The organism is Micromonospora sp. WMMD736 (assembly GCF_049179015.1).
GTDB lineage: Bacteria > Actinomycetota > Actinomycetes > Mycobacteriales > Micromonosporaceae > Micromonospora.
In genome coordinates, this window is the sequence record NZ_JBMHMI010000001.1 from 4,852,839 (window position 1) to 4,870,773 (window position 17,935).

General features: G+C 72.6%; 19 protein-coding genes. 7 read left to right on the top strand and 12 right to left on the bottom strand.

Annotation, left to right across the window (positions count from 1 at the left end):
• Positions 1–3: 3 nt before the first annotated feature.
• From ACN269_RS21955 to ACN269_RS21975, 5 genes are all read right to left on the bottom strand, one after another.
• Positions 4–942 (bottom strand): hypothetical protein, encoded by a 939-nt coding sequence (locus ACN269_RS21955; RefSeq protein WP_421474176.1) that lies wholly within the window; start codon positions 940–942, stop codon positions 4–6.
• An 11-nt stretch (positions 943–953) separates the two neighbouring features.
• Positions 954–2,282: a type VII secretion integral membrane protein EccD gene (gene eccD / locus ACN269_RS21960; protein WP_421474177.1), complete on the bottom strand. Its 1,329-nt coding sequence runs from the start codon at positions 2,280–2,282 to the stop codon at positions 954–956.
• A complete protein-coding gene (locus ACN269_RS21965) occupies positions 2,279–2,533 on the bottom strand; it encodes a hypothetical protein (RefSeq protein WP_421474178.1) in 255 nt (84 codons plus the stop codon). Before ACN269_RS21965 ends, eccD begins: the two co-directional genes overlap by 4 nt.
• A 98-nt stretch (positions 2,534–2,631) precedes the next feature.
• The gene (locus ACN269_RS21970; RefSeq protein ID WP_421474179.1) at positions 2,632–3,489 is read right to left on the bottom strand and encodes a patatin-like phospholipase family protein; all 858 of its coding nucleotides are present in this window, start codon (positions 3,487–3,489) and stop codon (positions 2,632–2,634) included.
• Positions 3,490–3,571: 82 nt separating this feature from the next.
• Positions 3,572–4,216, bottom strand: a complete 645-nt coding sequence (locus tag ACN269_RS21975; protein WP_421474180.1) for a class I SAM-dependent DNA methyltransferase — start codon at positions 4,214–4,216, stop codon at positions 3,572–3,574.
• 56 nt (positions 4,217–4,272) lie between these two features.
• Between ACN269_RS21975 and ACN269_RS21980 the strand changes: the two genes are divergently transcribed.
• A complete protein-coding gene (locus tag ACN269_RS21980; protein WP_421474181.1) occupies positions 4,273–4,668 on the top strand; it encodes a VOC family protein in 396 nt (131 codons plus the stop codon).
• 4 nt (positions 4,669–4,672) lie between these two features.
• On the opposite strand, the gene ACN269_RS21985 is transcribed toward ACN269_RS21980, so the two are convergent.
• Positions 4,673–5,290: a pyridoxamine 5'-phosphate oxidase family protein gene (locus ACN269_RS21985; protein WP_421474182.1), complete on the bottom strand. Its 618-nt coding sequence runs from the start codon at positions 5,288–5,290 to the stop codon at positions 4,673–4,675.
• Between the two features lie 164 nt (positions 5,291–5,454).
• Between ACN269_RS21985 and ACN269_RS21990 the strand changes: the two genes are divergently transcribed.
• From ACN269_RS21990 to ACN269_RS22000, 3 genes are read left to right on the top strand one after another with little or no spacing between them, the layout of a single operon-like run.
• A complete protein-coding gene (locus ACN269_RS21990; RefSeq protein ID WP_421474183.1) occupies positions 5,455–5,955 on the top strand; it encodes a DUF2231 domain-containing protein in 501 nt (166 codons plus the stop codon).
• Entirely contained in the window at positions 5,952–6,500 is a 549-nt protein-coding gene (locus ACN269_RS21995; protein ID WP_421474184.1) for an Hsp20/alpha crystallin family protein, read from the top strand. The genes ACN269_RS21990 and ACN269_RS21995 overlap by 4 nt, the downstream gene beginning before the upstream one ends.
• An 8-nt stretch (positions 6,501–6,508) precedes the next feature.
• Positions 6,509–7,615, top strand: coding sequence for a glycosyltransferase family 9 protein (locus tag ACN269_RS22000; RefSeq protein ID WP_421474185.1), 1,107 nt, complete (start codon positions 6,509–6,511; stop codon positions 7,613–7,615).
• Here the strand turns inward: ACN269_RS22000 and ACN269_RS22005 are convergent.
• Entirely contained in the window at positions 7,605–8,480 is an 876-nt protein-coding gene (locus ACN269_RS22005) for a glycosyltransferase (protein ID WP_421474186.1), read from the bottom strand. The genes ACN269_RS22000 and ACN269_RS22005 overlap by 11 nt on opposite strands.
• Positions 8,477–10,273, bottom strand: a complete 1,797-nt coding sequence (gene rfaE2 / locus ACN269_RS22010) for a D-glycero-beta-D-manno-heptose 1-phosphate adenylyltransferase (RefSeq protein WP_421474187.1) — start codon at positions 10,271–10,273, stop codon at positions 8,477–8,479. The genes ACN269_RS22005 and rfaE2 overlap by 4 nt, the downstream gene beginning before the upstream one ends.
• A 124-nt stretch (positions 10,274–10,397) precedes the next feature.
• On the opposite strand from rfaE2, the gene ACN269_RS22015 reads away from it, so the two are divergent.
• Entirely contained in the window at positions 10,398–10,940 is a 543-nt protein-coding gene (locus tag ACN269_RS22015) for a type 1 glutamine amidotransferase domain-containing protein (RefSeq protein ID WP_421474188.1), read from the top strand.
• A gap of 137 nt (positions 10,941–11,077) precedes the next feature.
• A complete protein-coding gene (locus ACN269_RS22020; RefSeq protein ID WP_421474189.1) occupies positions 11,078–12,754 on the top strand; it encodes an MDR family MFS transporter in 1,677 nt (558 codons plus the stop codon).
• Positions 12,755–12,864: 110 nt separating this feature from the next.
• Here the strand turns inward: ACN269_RS22020 and ACN269_RS22025 are convergent, their stop codons facing one another.
• On the bottom strand, positions 12,865–13,356 hold the full coding sequence (locus ACN269_RS22025) for an NUDIX domain-containing protein (RefSeq protein ID WP_421474190.1): 492 nt from the start codon (positions 13,354–13,356) through the stop codon (positions 12,865–12,867).
• A 71-nt stretch (positions 13,357–13,427) separates the two neighbouring features.
• Here ACN269_RS22025 and ACN269_RS22030 point away from each other — a divergent pair, with 71 nt between their 5' ends.
• Entirely contained in the window at positions 13,428–15,062 is a 1,635-nt protein-coding gene (locus ACN269_RS22030) for a long-chain fatty acid--CoA ligase (protein ID WP_421476485.1), read from the top strand.
• Positions 15,063–15,248: 186 nt separating this feature from the next.
• On the opposite strand, the gene ACN269_RS22035 is transcribed toward ACN269_RS22030, so the two are convergent.
• The 3 genes from ACN269_RS22035 to ACN269_RS22045 all read right to left on the bottom strand — a co-directional run bounded on the left by ACN269_RS22035 (position 15,249) and on the right by ACN269_RS22045 (position 17,849).
• Positions 15,249–16,262, bottom strand: coding sequence for an NADPH:quinone reductase (locus tag ACN269_RS22035; protein ID WP_421474191.1), 1,014 nt, complete (start codon positions 16,260–16,262; stop codon positions 15,249–15,251).
• 76 nt (positions 16,263–16,338) lie between these two features.
• Positions 16,339–16,992, bottom strand: coding sequence for an HAD family hydrolase (locus tag ACN269_RS22040; RefSeq protein WP_421474192.1), 654 nt, complete (start codon positions 16,990–16,992; stop codon positions 16,339–16,341).
• Between the two features lie 32 nt (positions 16,993–17,024).
• Positions 17,025–17,849 carry an SCO6745 family protein gene (locus ACN269_RS22045; RefSeq protein WP_421476487.1) on the bottom strand — a complete coding sequence of 275 codons (825 nt, stop codon included), beginning with the start codon at positions 17,847–17,849 and terminating at the stop codon, positions 17,025–17,027.
• Positions 17,850–17,935 lie beyond the last annotated feature (86 nt).

The window sequence follows — 17,935 nt, forward strand, 5'->3', positions numbered from 1 at the left end:
CGGTCACGTCTGCCGGGCGCGGGTCAGGGCCAACGCGGCGGCGCGGGTCACCTCCACGAGCGTCGCCTCGCCGATCCGTGACGGCGTGATGAGCGCGCCGGCGGCCAGGTGACGGTCGTAGGGCAGCGCCACCACCGGTACACCGGTCTGCCCGATCAGCTCCCGTGCCGCGCGCTGGTCCAGCGTCGAGCGGCCGTGCGGGTTGCCCGCGCTCAGCACGACGACCACCCGGTCCAGCCAGGCCCCGTACCCGTCGTCGACGATCCGGCGTAGGGCCTGGTAGGTGCCCCGTACCCCGTCGGGTGTGGCCGCCGCGACGAGCACCACGGCGTGCGCGTCCGCCATCACCCCGGCGGGGGTACGGGCTTCCAGCCCGGGTGGGCAGTCGGTGACGGTGACGGCGAAGAGGCGCGACAGCGCGCGGGTAACCGCAGTGCACAGGTTCGCGTTGGTGGTGCCGCCCGGCAGCACCCAGAGGCCCGTCCCGGTGCGGGGCAGGAGTGGGGCCAGCTCGCGTAGGTCGCCGCCTCGTGCCGCGAGCAGGCCGGGTGCCAGCTGGTGCAGCGACGGTTCGCTCGGCACGCCGAGGCGCCAGGTCAGTGAGCCCTCGTACGGGTCGGCGTCCGCGGCGAGCACCGGATCGGCACGACGGGCCGCGAACACCGACGCCAGCAGCGCGGCGACCGTGGACTTCCCGGCGCCACCGTGCACGGAGGCCACCGCGATGCGCCGGCCGGTGTGTACGGGCGATTGGACCTCGGCCGCCAGGTCGGCGAGTTCCCGGTTCTGCCGGCCGCTGGCGAACATCTGGCTGGCGCTGCGCCAGGTACGCCGTAGCGCCGAGTCGCCGGAGGGGGGATGGCGTGCGATCGGCGGGTTGTTCGGCTCCGCCACCGGGGGACCGGCCGGCGGTGCGGTGCGCGGCACCGGTGGAGCGCTCATGCCACCCCCTCTCAAAAGGTGTCGAGTAGTCGTGAGTAGAGCCCGAACACCCCGACCGCGACGGGTACCAGCGCCATCACGGTCAGGGCCTCGACACGGTCGGCGAGCTGCCGGCCCCGCGCCAGGATGTGTGGCGGCGGCCGGTACGCCAGGATCGCCAGGGAGACCGCGCTGACACCGAGGGCCGCCACGGCGGTGGCCCACCACGTGTCGGGTCGTTGGTGTATCCAGCTCAGCAGCAGGCCACCCACGACGGTGAGCGTGCCGGTCACCAGCGCCACCACTTCGGCCGCCAGCGGGAAGGCGCGCATCCGCAGCAGCAGGGCGGCGGCCACCAGGACTGCCAGCGCCAGGGGCCACGGACCCGGCGTGGCCGCCAGGACGAGCCCGGCTATCGCCGCCGATGTCGCCGCCGCGATCGCCGCGACGGCCAGGCCTCGATGCGCGGAGTCGACGGCGGCCTGCACGGATACCCGGCTCACCGGCTCGTCGTTGCTGCGTCGGTCGTCGAGACGGGTGAGGCCCGAGGTGATCAACGCGAACCGGGGTAGCAGCCCCAGTACGCCCACCGACGCGATGGCCATCACCGCCGCGGTCCGCTCGTCGGGAACGCCGATCAGCAGCGGGGTGCCCCAGCCCGCGACCAGGAGGAGTGCTGTCCCGCCGCCGAGGAGGCCGGCGCGGCCGTTGCCCGTCGCCGCACCCACGGCCAGGACGGTGCAGCCGATCACCACGGCCCACAGCGCCAGCTGTCCGGCGGTGGTGTCGGTCCAGCCGGGCACGGTGGTCGCCACGATCGCGGCACCGCTGAGCACCACCGCCACCCCGACGGCCCGGCGGCCCGCCACCCCGAGGAGGAGGCCGGCCAGGGCGACCGCACAGCCGACGACGCTGATCAGGGCGGGACCGAGTCGGGGGCCGGAGAGTAGTGCGGCCGTGGTGGCGGCCACCAGGCAGGCGGTGGTCGCGGTCCACCTCCGAGGAACGTCACCCCACCGGCCGCGTCGGCGCGTGAGGTCGTCGCCGACCTCGTCGGAGACATCGTGGACGATCGCCGCCGGTGGTGCCTCCGAGATCGGGTCGACCCGTAGCAGGGCTCCGTCGGGTACGGCGGCCTGCCGCAGACTGCCGGCGGGATCGAGCACCGTACCGTCGAGGGTGCTGATCTGGTAGCCCCGCGAATTGTCCGTCGGTGGGTGACCCACCAGGGCGACGACCTCGGGCAGCAGCAGGCCGAGTGGCTCGTCGGCGGGCAACACGAGGTCGATGCGGCGGTGTGGCCCAGCCAGGGTCACCCGACTGAGATGACCGGTGGACGCGAGGGTCTGCGGGCCGGTCATCGCTGGCCCGTCGGCTGGACGGCTGCCGGGTTGCGTGCCTTCTGCTGCTCGGCGACGACGTTCTGCAGGAAGGACCAGCCCACACACACGGCGCAGGCCACCGCCGCCAGCACGAGACCGGTCCGCAGCCAGCGGAACCCGTCGCCGGTGGCGCGGACGCGACGCTGCCGGCCCCAGAGCAGCAGCTCACGCATGCGGGCGCGGCGAACCGCGACCGACTCGATGAGCTGAGTGTCGAATTCCCGGGCCACGGCTCGATTCTATCCATCGGAGCTAATGTGATCAGGGTAGGCAATCGCGCGCTGCCGCGTGGGCCTGCCATGGCGACGCGTCGATGTCGATCGGGCCCCTACGAGCGGCTGGTCGCGTCGAGCGCGGCGGCCACCCGTGGCGCTTCGTGCCGACCCTGGTCCCGGCCGGCGGCCACGAGCGTCGGCACGACGGACCGGTCCATCACGCTCGCGCCCTGCGCGCGCTTGGATGCCGTGTCGCGGAGCAGCAGCTCGACCGGGCGACCCGGGTCCAAGGCGGCTCGCTGCTTCTCGATCCGGGCCCACGGCCCGATGGCAGCGGTGCTGGGCGCGAGGGCGATCACCGGGCCGTGCCCGGGTGCGAGGTCCAGGTTGAGGCTGGAGCGCATGCCACCGTCCATGTACCGGCGGCCGCCGATCGTCACCGGAGCGGCGGACTGCGGCACGGCGCAGCTCGCGGCGACCGCGTCCACGAGGGGTACGCCGTCGTGCCGCGTGAAGAGGCGCAGGACGCCGGACTCGGCGTCGACGGCGGCGATGCGGAGGTCGGCGTCCTTCCAGTCGTGGTCCGGGAGGCGGGCCTCCGCGATCCGGCGCTGCCGTGACGGGTCGTCGATGCGGGCCGCGAGCGCGAGCTTGCCGATGCGCCGGGCGGCCTGCTCGGGGCTGCGGGCGAACAGCTGTGCGCGGGCGAGCCGCAGGAGGCCGAGCAGGCCCAGCGCGGGCGCGGTCTCGTGGGGCACGCCCTGACGCTGGCGCTCGTACAGCTCAGGCAGGGGTGTGCCGCTGGCGAGCTGGGCGCCCACCACGGCACCGGCGCTGGTGCCGAGCAGCACCGCGTCCGGGGCCATGGTCAGCCCCTCGTCGGCGAGGCCGGCGAGGACGCCCACCTCCCAGGCGATGCCGGCGACTCCGCCGCCACCGAGCACCCAGACCGGCCGCGTGTCGTCCGCCATCGCCATCCTCCCGCCGCGTTACTGCTAACGCCGTTCGCAGTTTGACGGTAGCAGGGGATCTGGAGGGCTGACAACCGGTGGCTCAGGGCTTCCGCCGGCCGAAGATGATCCCGCCGAGCTTGCTCTCCGGTGAGGTGACCGTCATCTCGGCCTCGACCGCGAAGCCGTGGTCGCGGAGCCAGTCCGACATCCGCGCCGGCCGGCGGCGGTGCACGTGGATCCGCATCGGATGGCCGCCGTACCCCTCGGTCTTGAGGGTCGTCTCGTCGCCGACGTGGAAACCGACCAGCAGCGGGCCGCCCGGCCGAACCACCCGGTGGAAGTGCGCGAGGACCTGACCGAGCTGCCGGTCCGGAACGTGGATGAGCGAGTACCAGGCGAGCAGGCCGGCCACCGAGCCGTCGGCCAGGTCGAGGTCGGTCATCGAGCCGACCTCGAATCTGAGCTGGGGGTTCTCGCGCCGCGCCACCGCCAGCATCCCGGGGGACAGGTCGATGCCGAACACATCGAGACCCAGTCCGTGCAGGTGAGCGGTGATGCGGCCGGTTCCGCAGCCCACGTCGGCGACCGGCCCGCCGCCACCGGCGCGCACGAGCTCGGCGAAGAGCGCCAGCGCCGCCCGCTCGTACGGCGCGCTCGCCAGAAAGTCACGGACGAGCTCGGCGTAACTGACCGCTACTGTGTCGTACGAGGTACGTGTGTCGGTCAACCAGTCGTCCGCGTCCATCCGGGAAGGCTAGACGCACATCGTGTCGTCACCACACCCCACGGAGGCTTCTGCCCATGCCCGTTGCGCCAGTGATCCTCAGCCTGCCAATCGCCGACCGCTCGGTGTCGTACCGCTTCTACCGGGACGGCCTCGGCCTCGACGCGGTGGGCGAGCCGGCCGACGACGGCCTGCCGGAGCCGTTGCAGTTCGTGGTGAACGACGGGCTACGCCTGATGCTCGTCCCGACCGGCGGCTTCGGCTGGGTGATCGGCCCGCGCGAGGTCGCCCCGAGGGGGCAGAGCGAGTGCCTGCTCGGCCTCAGCGCCGACAGCACGGAGGAGGCGGACGCGATCGTCGAGCGGGCGCGCGCCGCCGGCGGCGAGGTGGTCACCGAGCCGAAAACACAACCCTGGGGGTACGCGGGCGTCGTCGCCGATCCGGACGGTCACCTGTGGATGGTGTCGGCCTGACCGACTAGACGTAGATCTTCTTGGCGTACTCCGGGCCGTAGTGCTGCTCCAACTCAGCCAGGCTCTCGGCGGGCGCCTCGACCTCCTTGATCAGGCGGGCGCGGGACGGCAGGACGTCCGGCTGCCAGGTCTCCGGCTGCCACAGCGCCGATCGCAGGAACGCCTTCGCGCAGTGGTAGAAGATCTGCTCGATCTCCACGACCACGGCCAGTACCGGTCGGTGCCCCTTGACCACCATGTCGTCGAACCAGGGCGCGTCGCGCACCAGGCGGGCCCGACCGTTGATCCGCAGCGTGTCGGTGCGGCCCGGGATCAGGAAGAGCAGCCCGACATGCGGGTTGTCCAGGATGTTCCGGTAGCCGTCCGCGCGCTTGTTGCCCGGCCGCTCGGGCAGCGCGATCGTCGTGTCGTCGAGCACCAGCGCGAACCCGGCCGGGTCGCCCTTGGGGGAGACGTCGCAGGTGCCGTCCGCGCCGGCCGTCGCCATCAGGCAGAACGGCGCGGCGGCGAGCCACTGCCGGTCGCGTTCGTGCAGGCGGGGGCGGTCCTTGTTGGCGGCCCGGGGGTGCGGCGTCCCGAGCAGCTCGCGTAGTTCCTCGTGCGTGGTGATCTCCACCGTCACGTGATCCTCCCTCAGCCGTTGAGCTGGTGGCGGGCACCACCGACGTCAGCCTAGGCCGACGTGGCCAGTGCGAGGTTTGCGCATTGCCGCCGGGGGTACGGCCCCACCCGACACGCCCGCCGCACGTACCGTCCGCAGGAACGCCGACCAGTGGAGGCCGGGAGATGGAGAGCCGACTCAAGGTGCTGGGTCACCCAGTCCACCCGATGCTGGTCATGTTCCCGGTGGCGTTGCTGGTCACCGCGGTGCTGTTCGACATCGTCGACACGGTCGGCGGCCCCGACTTCCTCGGTGAGGTCGCCTACTGGAACATCACCGTCGGTCTGATCGGCGGCCTGCTGGCCGCGGCGGCCGGCTCGTTCGACCTGCTGGCCATCCCGACCGGCACCCGCGCGAAGCGGGTGGGTCTGCTGCACGCGGGCGCGAACATCGCGGTGGTCCTGCTCTTCGCCGCCGTGTGGGTGGTCCGGCTCAACGCGGACTCACGGGCCGCGGGTGGCGCGCTGATCGCGATCGAGATCGTCGCGGTGGCGATCCTCGGCATCAGCGCCTGGCTCGGTGGCGAGCTCGTCGACCGGCTCGGTGTGGGCGTCGACCCCGACGCCGATCTGAACGCGCCCAGCTCACTGCGGCCCACCACCCAGCGGATCGGAGACGCGCGATGAGCGAGCAGCAGGCCGGTGGATTCGGCCGGGGATGGCGTAGCCGGCAACAGGGCTGGGATCCGATGGGCGAGTTGCAGTCGCTGCGCGCCGAGCTGAGCCGGCTGGTCGGCGGCCGGGCCGGGGCGTCCGACGTCGAGCTGACCGAGACCGCGGACGGCTGGCAGGTCATCGTGCGGCTGCCCGGCGTCGCGCCGGAGGAGGTCGCCGTCGAGCTGGACGACCGCGAGTTGTGCGTGCGGGGCCGCTCCGAGGCCGAGGTCAACGCCGACCAGGGCATCCCCGGTGGCTTCGAGACACGCGGTTTCGAGTACCGCGTCGACCTGCCCTCACGGGTCGACCCGGAGGGCATCGACGCGGTGATGGACCACGGGCTGCTCCGGGTCCACCTGCCCCGGGCGGCGCGGCCAGCGCCGCGCACCATCACCGTCGGCCGCAGCGGGCCGCGCTCCGGCGGCCTGTCCGGGGGTACGCCGGTTCCGGCCGACCCTGCGGCCGGCCGGGAGCTGCACCACCCGGACGCCGTCGGCGAGATCGACCGGCCGTAGCGGGCCAGGTGGTCACCCCGTCCCTGCTCGGCCCGACGGCCGGGCGAGTCGAAGACGTGCGGAAGATCGCGGTGCTGCGCGCCAACGCCCTCGGCGACTTCATCTTCGTCCTCCCGGCGTTGGAGGCGCTGCGTGCCGCGTACCCCTCGGCGGAGATCGTGTTGCTCGGGGCGCCGTGGCACGCGGCGCTCTGGCGCGACCGGCCCGGCCCGGTGGACCGGGTGCTGGTGGTGCCGCCGGGGCCCGGTATCCGCGAGCCGGTGGCCGACGAGTCGACCTCGACCATCGACGACTTCGTGGCGGCGGCCCGGGACGAGGGCTTCGACCTGGCGGTACAGGTCCACGGTGGTGGGGCCAACTCCAATCCGTTCGTCAGTCGGCTCGGGGCCCGGGTGACCGTGGGGTTGCGCGCCGAGGACGCGCCGCCGCTGGACCGGTGGGTCCGCTACGTGTACTACCAGCACGAGGTGATCCGCTACCTGGAGACGGTGGCCCTGGTGGGCGCTCCGGCCACCACGATCGTGCCGACGCTGGCGGTCACCGACGCCGACCGGAGCGAGGCGGAGCGGGTGCTCGGCCCTCCGGAGCGGCCCCGGGTGGCGTTGCATCCCGGTGCCAGCGACACCCGACGGCGCTGGCCGGCCGAGCGGTTCGCCGAGGTGGCGGACGCGCTGCACGACGACGGCTACGAGGTGCTGGTGACCGGTACGCCGGCCGAGCGGGACGTCGTGGACCGGGTGGTCGCGGCGGCCGTGGCACCGGTCCGGCCGCAGGTCGGCACGCTCAGCCTCGGCGGGCTGGCCGGCTGCTACGCCGGTTGCGCGCTGGTCGTCTCGAACGACACCGGCCCGCTGCACCTGGCCGCCGCGGTGGGTACGCCGACGGTGGGCATCTTCTGGGTCGGCAACCTGATCAACACGGCGACGCCGCTGCGCGGCCGGCACCGGCCGATCACCTCCTGGATGGTGCACTGCCCGGTCTGTGGGGTGGACTGCACGCCCGGCATCTACCCGCACCGGCCCGGCGACGGCGAGTGCCCGCACCGCGACTCGTTCGTCACCGACGTGCCGGTGGCCGAGGTGCGCGAGGCGGCCCGCGAACTGCTCAACCCGTAGCGGCGCCCTCGTCGGCGAGGACGACCTCCCACGCCTCCACGTCCCGTTCGGTGACCGTGGTGGGGGTCTCCAGGTGGTAGGCGCCGCTGGGCAGGATGCCCGCCCCGCCGTGCCGGGCCAGCACCGCGAGCTGGGCGGCCACGTCCTCGCCCTGATGTCGCTCCTGCACCCGCCGCCAGAAGTCGAACCCGCCCGAGTCGAGGAGCTTGGCCCGGTCGTAGAGCACGCAGCCGCCGATCCAGGACACCTTGTACGCCCGCCACGCCCCGGATGGCAGCCCTGCCCGGGCGGTGACGTGCAGCAGGTTGGCCGCCGAGTGGATCCGGGCGCGGTCCCATTCGACGCTGCCGGGGCGGATCCGCTCCGGCGCGGGCGGTCCCGCCCACTCCTCGTAGTGCCCGTGCGTGTCCGGGCGGACGTCGTCGACGTACGACAGACCGTGCACGCCGTTGCCCACGAACCCGCAGCCCAACTCCTCGATCGCGGTGACCAGCCGGCGCAGCGCCCCCGGCTCCAGCCAGACATCGTCGTCGAGGTTGAGCACGTACCGGGCGGCCGACGCGGCGAGCAGGTACGCGCGGTGCTCGGCCAGGCCACGACGCGGCAGCCGGCGGGTCAGCAGCACCGGGTGGCCGGCGTGCCGCAGCGCCCGGACCATGGTGGCCGCAGCCGGGTGGGCGTACGCCGGGTCACCGTCGGACTGGTCGCTGACCACCACGCCGAAGCCGGGAACCCCCTCCTGCGCGGCGAGCCCGGCCAGGGTGACGGCCAGCTCGGTGGGCCGGTTGCGGGTCGGGATCAGCACGTCGACGAGCCGGTCGACGCGGAACTCCGCCGGGACGCCGAGGGCGAGTGGCCGGTTCACGACGACTGGGTACGGGTGCTCAACGACGGGTCGGAGGCGTACGACGACGGGTCCTGACCGTGTGACCGGATGCGTTCGATGATCGCGGAGGTGGACCGGTCCGCCACGTACCCGAGGGTGCGCACCTGACCGCCGAGCCGCCGCACCAGCGGCGCTTCCGGCACCAGCTCGGGCGGGTAGTCCCCGCCCTTGACGTAGACGTCCGGCCGGACCGCCTCGATCAGCGCGGCGGGCGAGTCCTCCTCGAAGACCACCACATGGTCCACGCAGGATAGCGCGGCCAGCAGGGCGCCGCGGTCCTCGACCGGGTTGACCGGCCGGTCCGGACCCTTGAGCCGGCGTACGCTGCCGTCCGAGTTGACCGCCACGATGAGCAGGTCGCCCAGGGCGCGGGCCTGCTCCAGGTAGCGCACGTGCCCGGGGTGCAGCACGTCGAAGCAGCCGTTGGTGAACACCACCGACCGTCCCGCCTCGCGGTGTTCGGCGACGATCGCGTCCAACTCGTCGGTGCCGACCACCGCCGGGTGCCCGCTGGCCTCCGACGGCATGTCGAGCGCGGCGAGCAGGTCGTCGCGCAGGCACACGCAGGTGCCGGTGTCGGAGACCGTGATGGTGGCCGCGAGCTGGGCGAGTTGCGCGGCGGTGGGCAGCGGCGCGGCGGCGGCCAGGGCCAGCGTCATCGCCGCCAGGTAGGCGTCTCCCGCTCCGACGGCGTGGCTCGCCGGGACCGGGGTGCTGTGGCTTCGCCGCCGCTCGCCGTCCGCGCCACCGACCACCGCGCCGTCGGTGTCCAGGGTCACCGCGACCACGTCCGCCCCCGTGTGGGCGTGCAGCTCCGCGAGGCGCGACTCGGCCAGCACGGCCCGGTCCACGCCCGCCCCGGCCTCGGTGTTCACGGTGACGCCCGTGCCGGTGACGCTGAGACCGTCGCCGGTGAGGGCCACCCGACTCTCGCCCGGGGTGGGTTCGCCGACCGGGCCGGGACGGTCGTCGGCGCGGGCCCCGCCCGGGGCGGCACCCACGCTCAGCTCGGACGGCCCGTCGGCCGGGTCGAAGTCGGGGTGTTCCAGGTGCAGGTCGGTGCCGGCCGTCGTACGGGTCGCACCACCGGCGCGGGCCAGCAGCCGGGTCGCCTCGGCGAAGCTCGGGGTGACCACGGTCGGCGCGAGCCCCCGCCAGTCGGCGAGGTCGTGGGCGTCCAGCGCGACCGTGGCGTACCGCTCGCGGTGCTCGACCAGCCACGCGCGGACCGGCGCGGGCAGCGCCCCCAGGCCGTAGTCGCAGACCACCAGGGTCGGCGCCTCGCCGTCGGCGGCGGCGCGCAGCTCCTCGGTGGCGCAGTCCAGCGCCGTGAGCAGCCGGGCCACGCCGTCCGGGTCGAGCGCGTCGTCGGGGTCGCCCGAATCCTCCCGGAGCAGGATCTGGTTGCCGGCCAGCATCCGCCGCTTCACGGGGGTGGGTCGGCCGGGTTGGTTGACGGTACGGTCCCAGACGCCGGCCCGGTCCAGACAGTCGTGCAGTTCGTCCCCGGCGACGTCCGCGCCGACCGGCGCCACCAGCACGGCCCGACCGCCGAGGGTGGCGACGTTGACGGCGGTGTTCGCGGCCCCACCGGCGGCGGAGATCCGCCGACGCAGGGTCAGGACCGGGGCGGGCGCCTCCCGGCAGAGCCGGTCGGACTCGGCGAACCGCCACTCGTCCAGCATGGCGTCACCGACGATCAGGACCGGACGCCCGAGCCAGCTCTCCACGACGGTGGCGAGCGTGCGCTGTTCCGCTGCTGCTCCTGCCATGCCTCCCCGGGTCCCCAGCGGCCTCGGGGACAAACCTGGGCCCATGTGACGTCCCTCGTGGGGTGTTTCGGGCGGTAGGTCGCGGGAAGGGAACTGAGGTACCCCGGAGAGGAGATGTACCGAGATGGCAGCGACATTGCAGGGTAAGAGGATCGCGTTCCTGGCCGCCGACGGTGTCGAGGAGGTCGAGTACGTCCAGCCGCGCGAGGCGGTCGAGAACGCCGGCGCGACCGCGGAGCTGGTCTCGCTCAAGCCCGGTTCCATCCAGTCCTTCAACCACCTGGACCAGTCCAAGACGTACGACGTGGACGTCACCGCCGACAAGGCGGACGCCGCCGGGTACGACGCGCTGGTGCTGCCAGGCGGGGTGGCGAACCCGGACTTCCTGCGGTCGGACCCGGACGCGGTCCGGTTCGTGAAGTCGTTCTTCGAGGCAGGTAAGCCGGTCGGGGTGATCTGCCACGGCCCGTGGACGCTGATCGAGGCGGACGTGGTGCGCGGCCGCAAGATCACCTCCTGGCCCAGCCTCCACACCGACCTCACCAACGCCGGCGCAACCTGGGTAGACGAGGAGTGCGTAACCGACGGCAACCTCGTCAGCAGCCGCAAACCAGACGACCTCCCCGCCTTCTGCGCCCAGATCACCAAATCCTTCGCCGCCTCCTGACCCCAGGCCCGACTCGCCCCGTTGATCATGAAGTTATTGCCACCGGTTTCGGCGTGTCCGGGCAATAACTTCATGATCAACGCCGATATGGGCGGGGGATGGGTGCATGTTCTGGGGTGGGGCGGATAGAAGGGCGTATGACTGCCGACGCGTCCGCTACTCCGGTGTTGAACCGCCAGCAGATCAGGCTTCTCATGCTGGGTCTGATGACCGGCATGCTGCTGGCCGCCCTCGACCAGACCATCGTCGGTACGGCCCTGCCGACCATCGTCGGTGAGCTGGGCGGGATCAACCACTACTCGTGGGTGGTCACGGCGTATCTGCTCGCCTCGACCGCGTCGACGCCCCTGTACGGCAAGATGGCCGACCTGTACGGGCGTCGCCCGGTCTTCCTCTTCTCGATCGGGACGTTCCTGCTCGGGTCGCTGCTGGCCGGGCTGTCCCAGAACATGACCCAGCTGATCGTCACGCGCGGCATCCAGGGACTGGGCGCGGGTGGTCTGCTGACGCTGGCCTTCACGATCATCTCGGACGTGGTGTCACCCCGGGAGAGGGGCCGCTACCAGGGTCTCTTCGGCGCGGTGTTCGGCATCGCGTCGGTGGCGGGACCGCTGGTGGGTGGGTACTTCGCCGAGACCGACTGGCGGTGGATCTTCTACATCAACGTGCCGCTGGCGATCCTGGCCATCGTGGTCTGCTACCACGTGATGCGGCTGATCCCGTTCGAGCGGCGGGACCACGCGATCGACTGGCTCGGCGCGGGGCTGCTCGTCGCCGGGGTGAGCTGCCTGCTGCTCGCGCTGAGCTGGGGTGGCAACGAGTACGCGTGGGGCTCCGGCGTCATCATCGGTCTCTTCGTCGCCGGTGCCGTGCTCGCCGTACTGTTCGTACTCCAGGAGGCGCGGGTCGCCGAGCCGATCCTGCCCCTGCGGCTGTTTCGCAGCGCGACGTTCGCGCTGGCCAACTCGGCCGGCTTCGTGCTCGGTCTGGTGATGTTCGGGTCGATCATTTTCATCCCGCTGTACCTGCAGATCGTCAAGGGCGCCTCGCCGACCCGCAGCGGTCTGCTGATGCTGCCGATGATGACGGGCATCATCGTCACCTCCATCATCACCGGACGCGCGATGAGCCGGATCGGCCGCTACAAGTGGTTCCCGGTGGCCGGGTCGGTGACGCTGCTGGTCGGCATGTTGCTGTTCACCCAGCTCAGGGTGGGCACCTCGCTCTGGCTCGCGTTCGCCTTCATGATCGTGATCGGCGTCGGCCTGGGCCTGTGCATGCAGTCGCTGGTCCTCGCCGTGCAGAACGCCGTCTCCGTACGCGACCTGGGCGCGGGCACCTCGTCGGCGACCTTCTTCCGGTCACTGGGCGGTTCCTTCGGGGTGGCGATCCTCGGCGCGGTGCTCTCCACGCGACTCGCCGGGGGCCTGTCGGACCGGCTGCCGGCCGCGATCGCCCAGCTCCCGCCGGAGCAGCGGGCGGCGGTCGCGGCGAGCGGCGGCACCAACATCTCGATCAACGACCCGGCGACCATCATGGCGCTGCCCGGACCGGTGCGGGCGGCGATCCAGAACGCTTTCGTCGACGCGCTGGACATGGTCTTCCTGACCGCCGGGCTGGTAGCCATCCTGGCGGTGCTGGTGACACTGGCGATGCCCAACAAGGAGCTGCGAGGCACCGGCCCGCAGGGCGCTAAGGGCGGGGCCGACCCGCTCGGCGGTGAGGCTCCGGCACCGGGCGGCAAGCCGCTGACGCGGGAGTCCAAGGAAGAGGCAGCCGCCGACATGGAGGCCAAGTCCCAGACGATGATCTGAGGTGGGGGCCCCCAACTTCCGTCTGAGCGTGATGCCGGTGAGTCATCTTGATGCCTCACCGGCATCAGCCTCTTCGGGGCGGACGCGCACGCAGCGCACCCGCCACCGCGCTACTTGAGGATCAGCCGGTTCGTCTGCTCGAAGACGTCCAGGTCGGCCAGGGTCTCCAGGACCGACGCGGAGAGTGGGGACGGGAAGCGGTCACGGGCGAAGAAGCCCGCGTCGGTGGTCTCGTCGGTGACCCGGGTCAGCTCCCCGTCCCACTCCTCCACCTTGAACGCGGTGGTGAAGACCTGGTAGGTGTGCCCGTACATGTTGGTGCTGGTCCGGTCCGGGCCGGTGTAGAGCGCGAACGCGCAGACCCTCAGTGCCCGCAGCCCGGTCTCCTCGCGCACCTCGCGTACCGCGCAGTCGGCGATGGACTCGCCCAGCTCCATGGCACCGGCGGGCATGGCCCACTGGCCGTTGTCCGAGCGTTGAATCAACAGGATGCGTCCCGCGTTGTCGCTGACGACGGCGCGGGCGCCGACGAACATCAGCGTCCGGTCCCCGGCGAGCGCGCGCAACTGCCCCACGTACGAGTCGGCCCAGGAGATGCTCACCTGCGACAATTTACGGGGGTTCCCAACGTGTGACCGCCGACACTAGCTTGTTACCCATGCGTAGCACGATGATGGACGCTCCCCTGCAGGTCTCCCGGATCCTCGACCACGGCGCAGGGGTGCACGGCACCGCCGAGGTGGTCACCTGGACGGGCGCCGAGCCCCGCCGGATGACGTACGCCGAGGTGGGTCGCTCGGCAGCCCGGCTGGCCCACGCGCTGCGCGACGCGTGCGGGGTGACCGGCGACGAGCGGGTCGCCACCTTCATGTGGAACAACAACGAGCATCTGGTGGCCTACTTCGCGGTGCCCAGCATGGGCGCGGTGTTGCACACGCTCAACATCCGGCTCTTTCCCGACCAGGTCGTCTACATCGCCAACCACGCGCAGGACCGCGTGGTGCTGGTCGACACCACGCTCATCCCGCTGCTGGCCCGGGTGATCGGCGAGTTAAAGACGGTGCGGCACGTGGTGGTGGTCGGCGGTGGCGACCCGGCCCCACTGGTGGCGGCTGCCGGCGACCGGATCACGGTGCACCACTGGGACGCGCTGCTCGCCGACCGTCCGGACGTCTACGACTGGCCGGAGGTGGACGAGCGGGACGCCGCCGCGCTCTGCTACACGTCCGGCACGACCGGCAACCCGAAGGGCGTCGCCTACTCGCACCGGTCCATCTACCTGCACTCGTTGCAGGTCTGCATGCCGGAGGGCTTCGGTCTCGGGCCGACCGACCGGGAGTTGGCCATCGTGCCGATGTTCCACGCCATGTCGTGGGGCCTGCCGTACGCGGCGTTCCTCTCCGGCGCGTCGTTGATCATGCCGGACCGCTTTCTCCAGGCCGCGCCGATCGCCGAGATGATCGCCGCCGAGCGGCCCACCCTGGCCGGCGCGGTGCCGACCATCTGGACCGACCTGCTGGCCTACCTGGACAGCCACGACGTGGACAGCTCCTCGCTCACCGAGGTGATCGTCGGCGGTTCGGCCTGCCCGCCGGCGCTGATGCACGCGTTCGACGAGCGGCACGGGATCGACGTCATCCACGCCTGGGGGATGACCGAGATGTCGCCGCTGGGGTCGGTCTCGCGTCCGCCCGCCGGGGTGGCCGGGGACGAGGCGTGGCGCTACCGCTACACGCAGGGGCGCGTGCCGGCGGGCGTGCAGGCCCGGATCGTCGGCCCGTCCGGCGAGCCGCTGCCCGCCGACGGCACGGCCGTGGGCGAGCTGGAGGTCCGTGGGCCGTGGGTGACCGCACGGTACGTCGGTGACGACGCCCCTGATCCGGAGAAGTTCCGCGACGGCTGGCTGCGGACCGGCGACGTCGGCACGCTCTCCACGGACGGGTACATCAGGCTGACCGACCGCGCGAAGGACGTGATCAAGTCCGGCGGCGAGTGGATCTCGTCGGTCGAGCTGGAGAACGCGCTGATGGCCCATCCGGCCGTGCTGGAGGCGTGCGTGGTGGGTGTCCCGGACGAGCGGTGGGACGAACGGCCCTTGGCGACCGTGGTGGTCCGGGAGGGCGCCTCGGTGACCGCCGAGGAGCTGCGGGACTTCCTGGCCGGCGCGGTGGCCCGCTGGCAGTTGCCCGAGCGGTGGGCGTTCATCGACACCGTGCCGAAGACCAGCGTGGGCAAGTTCGACAAGAAAGTCGTCCGTTCGCGGTACGCCGAAGGCGAGCTGACTGTCCGGGAGCTGACAGCACCGTAACGTTTGACCGGGCACCGTCGCCTATGGGCAGAGGAGTACTCCTGACATTCCTCCCCAGAGGGCGGCCCCGGCGTTCGCACCGCGCCGGGGCCGCCCGCTCCACGCGGGTGATCCCGCACCGTCATTCTTGCGAAAATTGTTCGCCTCTGTCCTGGTGACGGGGAAATCCGGTGCCCGACGACCCGTTCAGGCGTCGCTGGTGCTGATCAGCACCTTGCCGACCGCCGAGTCCTCGACCGCCTGGTGCGCCGCGGCCGTGTCGGCGAGCGGGTAGCGGTGCAGCGGCAGACCGGCGTCCGCGCCCACCCGGATGCCGCCCTGGTTGGCGGCCGCCGCCACGTCGACGACACCCTGCGCCTTGGCCCCGTTCGGCTCGGTGTAGACCAGCACGAACTGCCACCGGGCGTTCATCGCGAAGAGCGAGCCGAACGGGATCGTCAGGTCGGATCCGCCGCCGTCGCTGGCGTACATGCAGACCGCGCCTCCCTGCCGGATCAGCTGCGCGTCCATCGCCGCGTTCGTGGTGGGGGAGACCTCCACGATCGTGTGGACCCCGTCGGGGGCGATCCTCCTGACCTCCTCGACCACGTCCTGTTCGCGATAGTTGATCACGTACGAAGCGCCGGCTGATGCCGCGAGCTGCGCCTTCTCGGCACTGCTCACCGTGGCGATCACCGTGGCGTCGGCCCAGCGGGCGAGCTGGATCGCCGCGTTGCCCACCGCGCCCGCACCGCCCTGCACCAGCACGGTGTGGTCGGCCAGCGCGCCGGCACGCAACGCGTCCGGCATGAACTCGCCGGCCGTCAGACAGCGGTGCGCGGTGAGGAACGGAATGCCCAGGCTCGCCCCCAGCTCGAACGACGCGTCGCCCAGCGGCACCGTCTGCCGCACCGGTACCAGCGTGTACTCCGCGCTGGTGCCCCACGGCCGCTGCCAGGCCGCCTCCCAGATCCAGACCCGCTCGCCGATCAGCTCGCGGTCGACACCCGAACCGACCGCCTCGACGACACCCGCGCCGTCCTGCCCCGGAATCTGCCACCCGTCCGGCGCGGCCGAGCGGCGCGACTTCCAGTCCGTCGGGTTCACCCCCGAGACCGCCATCCGGACCAGCACCTCGCCCGGGCCCGGCTCGGGCACCGGTCGGTCCACCAGTTTCAGCACCGACGGATCGCCGGTGCGCTCGTACACGATGGCCTTCATCCGTGGGTCTCCTCGCTGGCCGGCGCTGCACGCGGGCGGCGTGTCGCGGCTGCTGCGGTACCCCGCGCCGATGCCGTCATGCCAAGCCGTCGACCACCTCCGGGGTCAACTCGCCGATCGACCTCAGCGTTACGGCCGCGAGCCCGGCGGCGTCCGGATCGAGGGGGTACGACGCGTGCGGCACCGCCACCACCCGCATCCCCGCCGCCGCGGCCGACCGTACGCCGTTGGACGAGTCCTCCACGGCCACACAGCGGGCCGGGTCGACGCCCAGGCGCTGCGCGACGCTCAGGTACACGTCCGGCGCCGGCTTGCCCCGCTCGGTCTCCTCGGTCGACAGGGTCGCGCCGAACGCGTCGGTCAGGCCGGTGGCCTCCAGTGCCGCCGCGATCAGCCGGGTCGGCGAGGAACTGGCCAACCCGAGCGGCCACCGACCGGCCAACCGGCGTACCACGTCGTCCGCGCCGTCGATCAACGGAACGTGCTCCCGGTAGCGCTGCGCCATCTCCCGCACCACCTCGTCGGCCACCTGCGCGGCGGTGCGCCGCACCCCCAGCTCGCCGCTGAGGTAGTGGGCCCACTCGCCGGTGCTCATGCCCATCAGCCGGCGCTGGGTGTCGGGCTGCCACGTGCCACCGTGTGCCGCCACGTACGCCCGCCGGACCTCCTCCCACACCGGTTCGGAATCCACGATCACGCCGTCCAGGTCGAAGACCACCGCATTCGCCACGGGCCCATCCTGCCCGACGGTGGGACCTGCGGTCAGCCGGCCAGCGCGGGCAGCCCGATCGGGCTGTCGGGCGGGATCACCGTGTGGCAGGACCGGGCCAGGGGTTCCAGCAGTTCACGAAGGCGATCGGTGTCGCCCGGGCCGAGCGCCTGCCACGGATGCCCGGCGGCGCGGTCGGTGGCGTCCTCGATCGCCTGGAATTCGGCGTGGCCGGCGTCGGTGGGGCTGCCGTCCCCGGCCAGCCAGCCGCGCTGCGTCAGCCGCTCGCGGGCGGCCTGCCACTGCTCCTCGGACCAGCCCCGACCGAGCAGGTTCTGGGCCGACATGTCCACCGCGACGCGCCAGGCCAGCACCTCCACCGGGTCCAGGCCGGCGGACACCAGGGCGGCGATGTGTCCGTCGCCGCGCAACTCCCGCAGCGTGGTGGCGGCCTGCCAGAGTCGAGCGAGCGGGTACTCCCCGACCGGCAGCGCCGCGTTGGCCGCCCCGAGCACCCGACCGGCGGTCTGCGCCGCCGAGGCGGCCCGCTCCAGCAGGTCGGCGGCCTCGGCCAGGTGCCCCTCGGGCAGCTCGTAGGTCAGCTCCGCGAGGGCCTGCACCGCGCCGGTCAGCCGGGCGCGCAACGCCTCCGACGGGGTGGCCAGCCGCCACACCGCGGGCAGGGCCCGGCTCACCATCGGCGGTGCGAAGCTGAAGAAGGCGGCGACCACCGGCGGGGCCTCGGCGGCGCCCAGCGGCGCGGCCCGACCGGCGAAGTAGCCCCGCCAGTAGCCGCGCAGTCCGACCGCCTCGTACGCGGCACGGGCCCGAGGGTGGAAGTAGGTGACCGCGTGCACCGGCTCGAAGTACGTCCACATCACCCGGGTGGTACGCCCGAGGTCCTCCAGCGCCGTCACACGTACCTCCACCGTCCCGCGTCCGCGTCGTCACCCCGGGCTGTGGC

What these genes read in the sequence shown, in the direction of transcription:
- ACN269_RS21955 (WP_421474176.1), bottom strand. Translation starts at nt 942, where the DNA reads ATGAGCGCTCCACCGGTGCCGCGCACCGCACCGCCGGCCGGTCCCCCG.
- eccD (WP_421474177.1), bottom strand. Translation starts at nt 2,282, where the DNA reads ATGACCGGCCCGCAGACCCTCGCGTCCACCGGTCATCTCAGTCGGGTG.
- ACN269_RS21970 (WP_421474179.1), bottom strand. Translation starts at nt 3,489, where the DNA reads ATGGCGGACGACACGCGGCCGGTCTGGGTGCTCGGTGGCGGCGGAGTC.
- ACN269_RS21975 (WP_421474180.1), bottom strand. Translation starts at nt 4,216, where the DNA reads ATGGACGCGGACGACTGGTTGACCGACACACGTACCTCGTACGACACA.
- ACN269_RS21980 (WP_421474181.1), top strand. Translation starts at nt 4,273, where the DNA reads ATGCCCGTTGCGCCAGTGATCCTCAGCCTGCCAATCGCCGACCGCTCG.
- ACN269_RS21990 (WP_421474183.1), top strand. Translation starts at nt 5,455, where the DNA reads ATGGAGAGCCGACTCAAGGTGCTGGGTCACCCAGTCCACCCGATGCTG.
- ACN269_RS21995 (WP_421474184.1), top strand. Translation starts at nt 5,952, where the DNA reads ATGAGCGAGCAGCAGGCCGGTGGATTCGGCCGGGGATGGCGTAGCCGG.
- rfaE2 (WP_421474187.1), bottom strand. Translation starts at nt 10,273, where the DNA reads ATGGCAGGAGCAGCAGCGGAACAGCGCACGCTCGCCACCGTCGTGGAG.
- ACN269_RS22015 (WP_421474188.1), top strand. Translation starts at nt 10,398, where the DNA reads ATGGCAGCGACATTGCAGGGTAAGAGGATCGCGTTCCTGGCCGCCGAC.
- ACN269_RS22020 (WP_421474189.1), top strand. Translation starts at nt 11,078, where the DNA reads ATGACTGCCGACGCGTCCGCTACTCCGGTGTTGAACCGCCAGCAGATC.
- ACN269_RS22030 (WP_421476485.1), top strand. Translation starts at nt 13,428, where the DNA reads ATGGACGCTCCCCTGCAGGTCTCCCGGATCCTCGACCACGGCGCAGGG.
- ACN269_RS22035 (WP_421474191.1), bottom strand. Translation starts at nt 16,262, where the DNA reads ATGAAGGCCATCGTGTACGAGCGCACCGGCGATCCGTCGGTGCTGAAA.
- ACN269_RS22045 (WP_421476487.1), bottom strand. Translation starts at nt 17,849, where the DNA reads ATGTGGACGTACTTCGAGCCGGTGCACGCGGTCACCTACTTCCACCCT.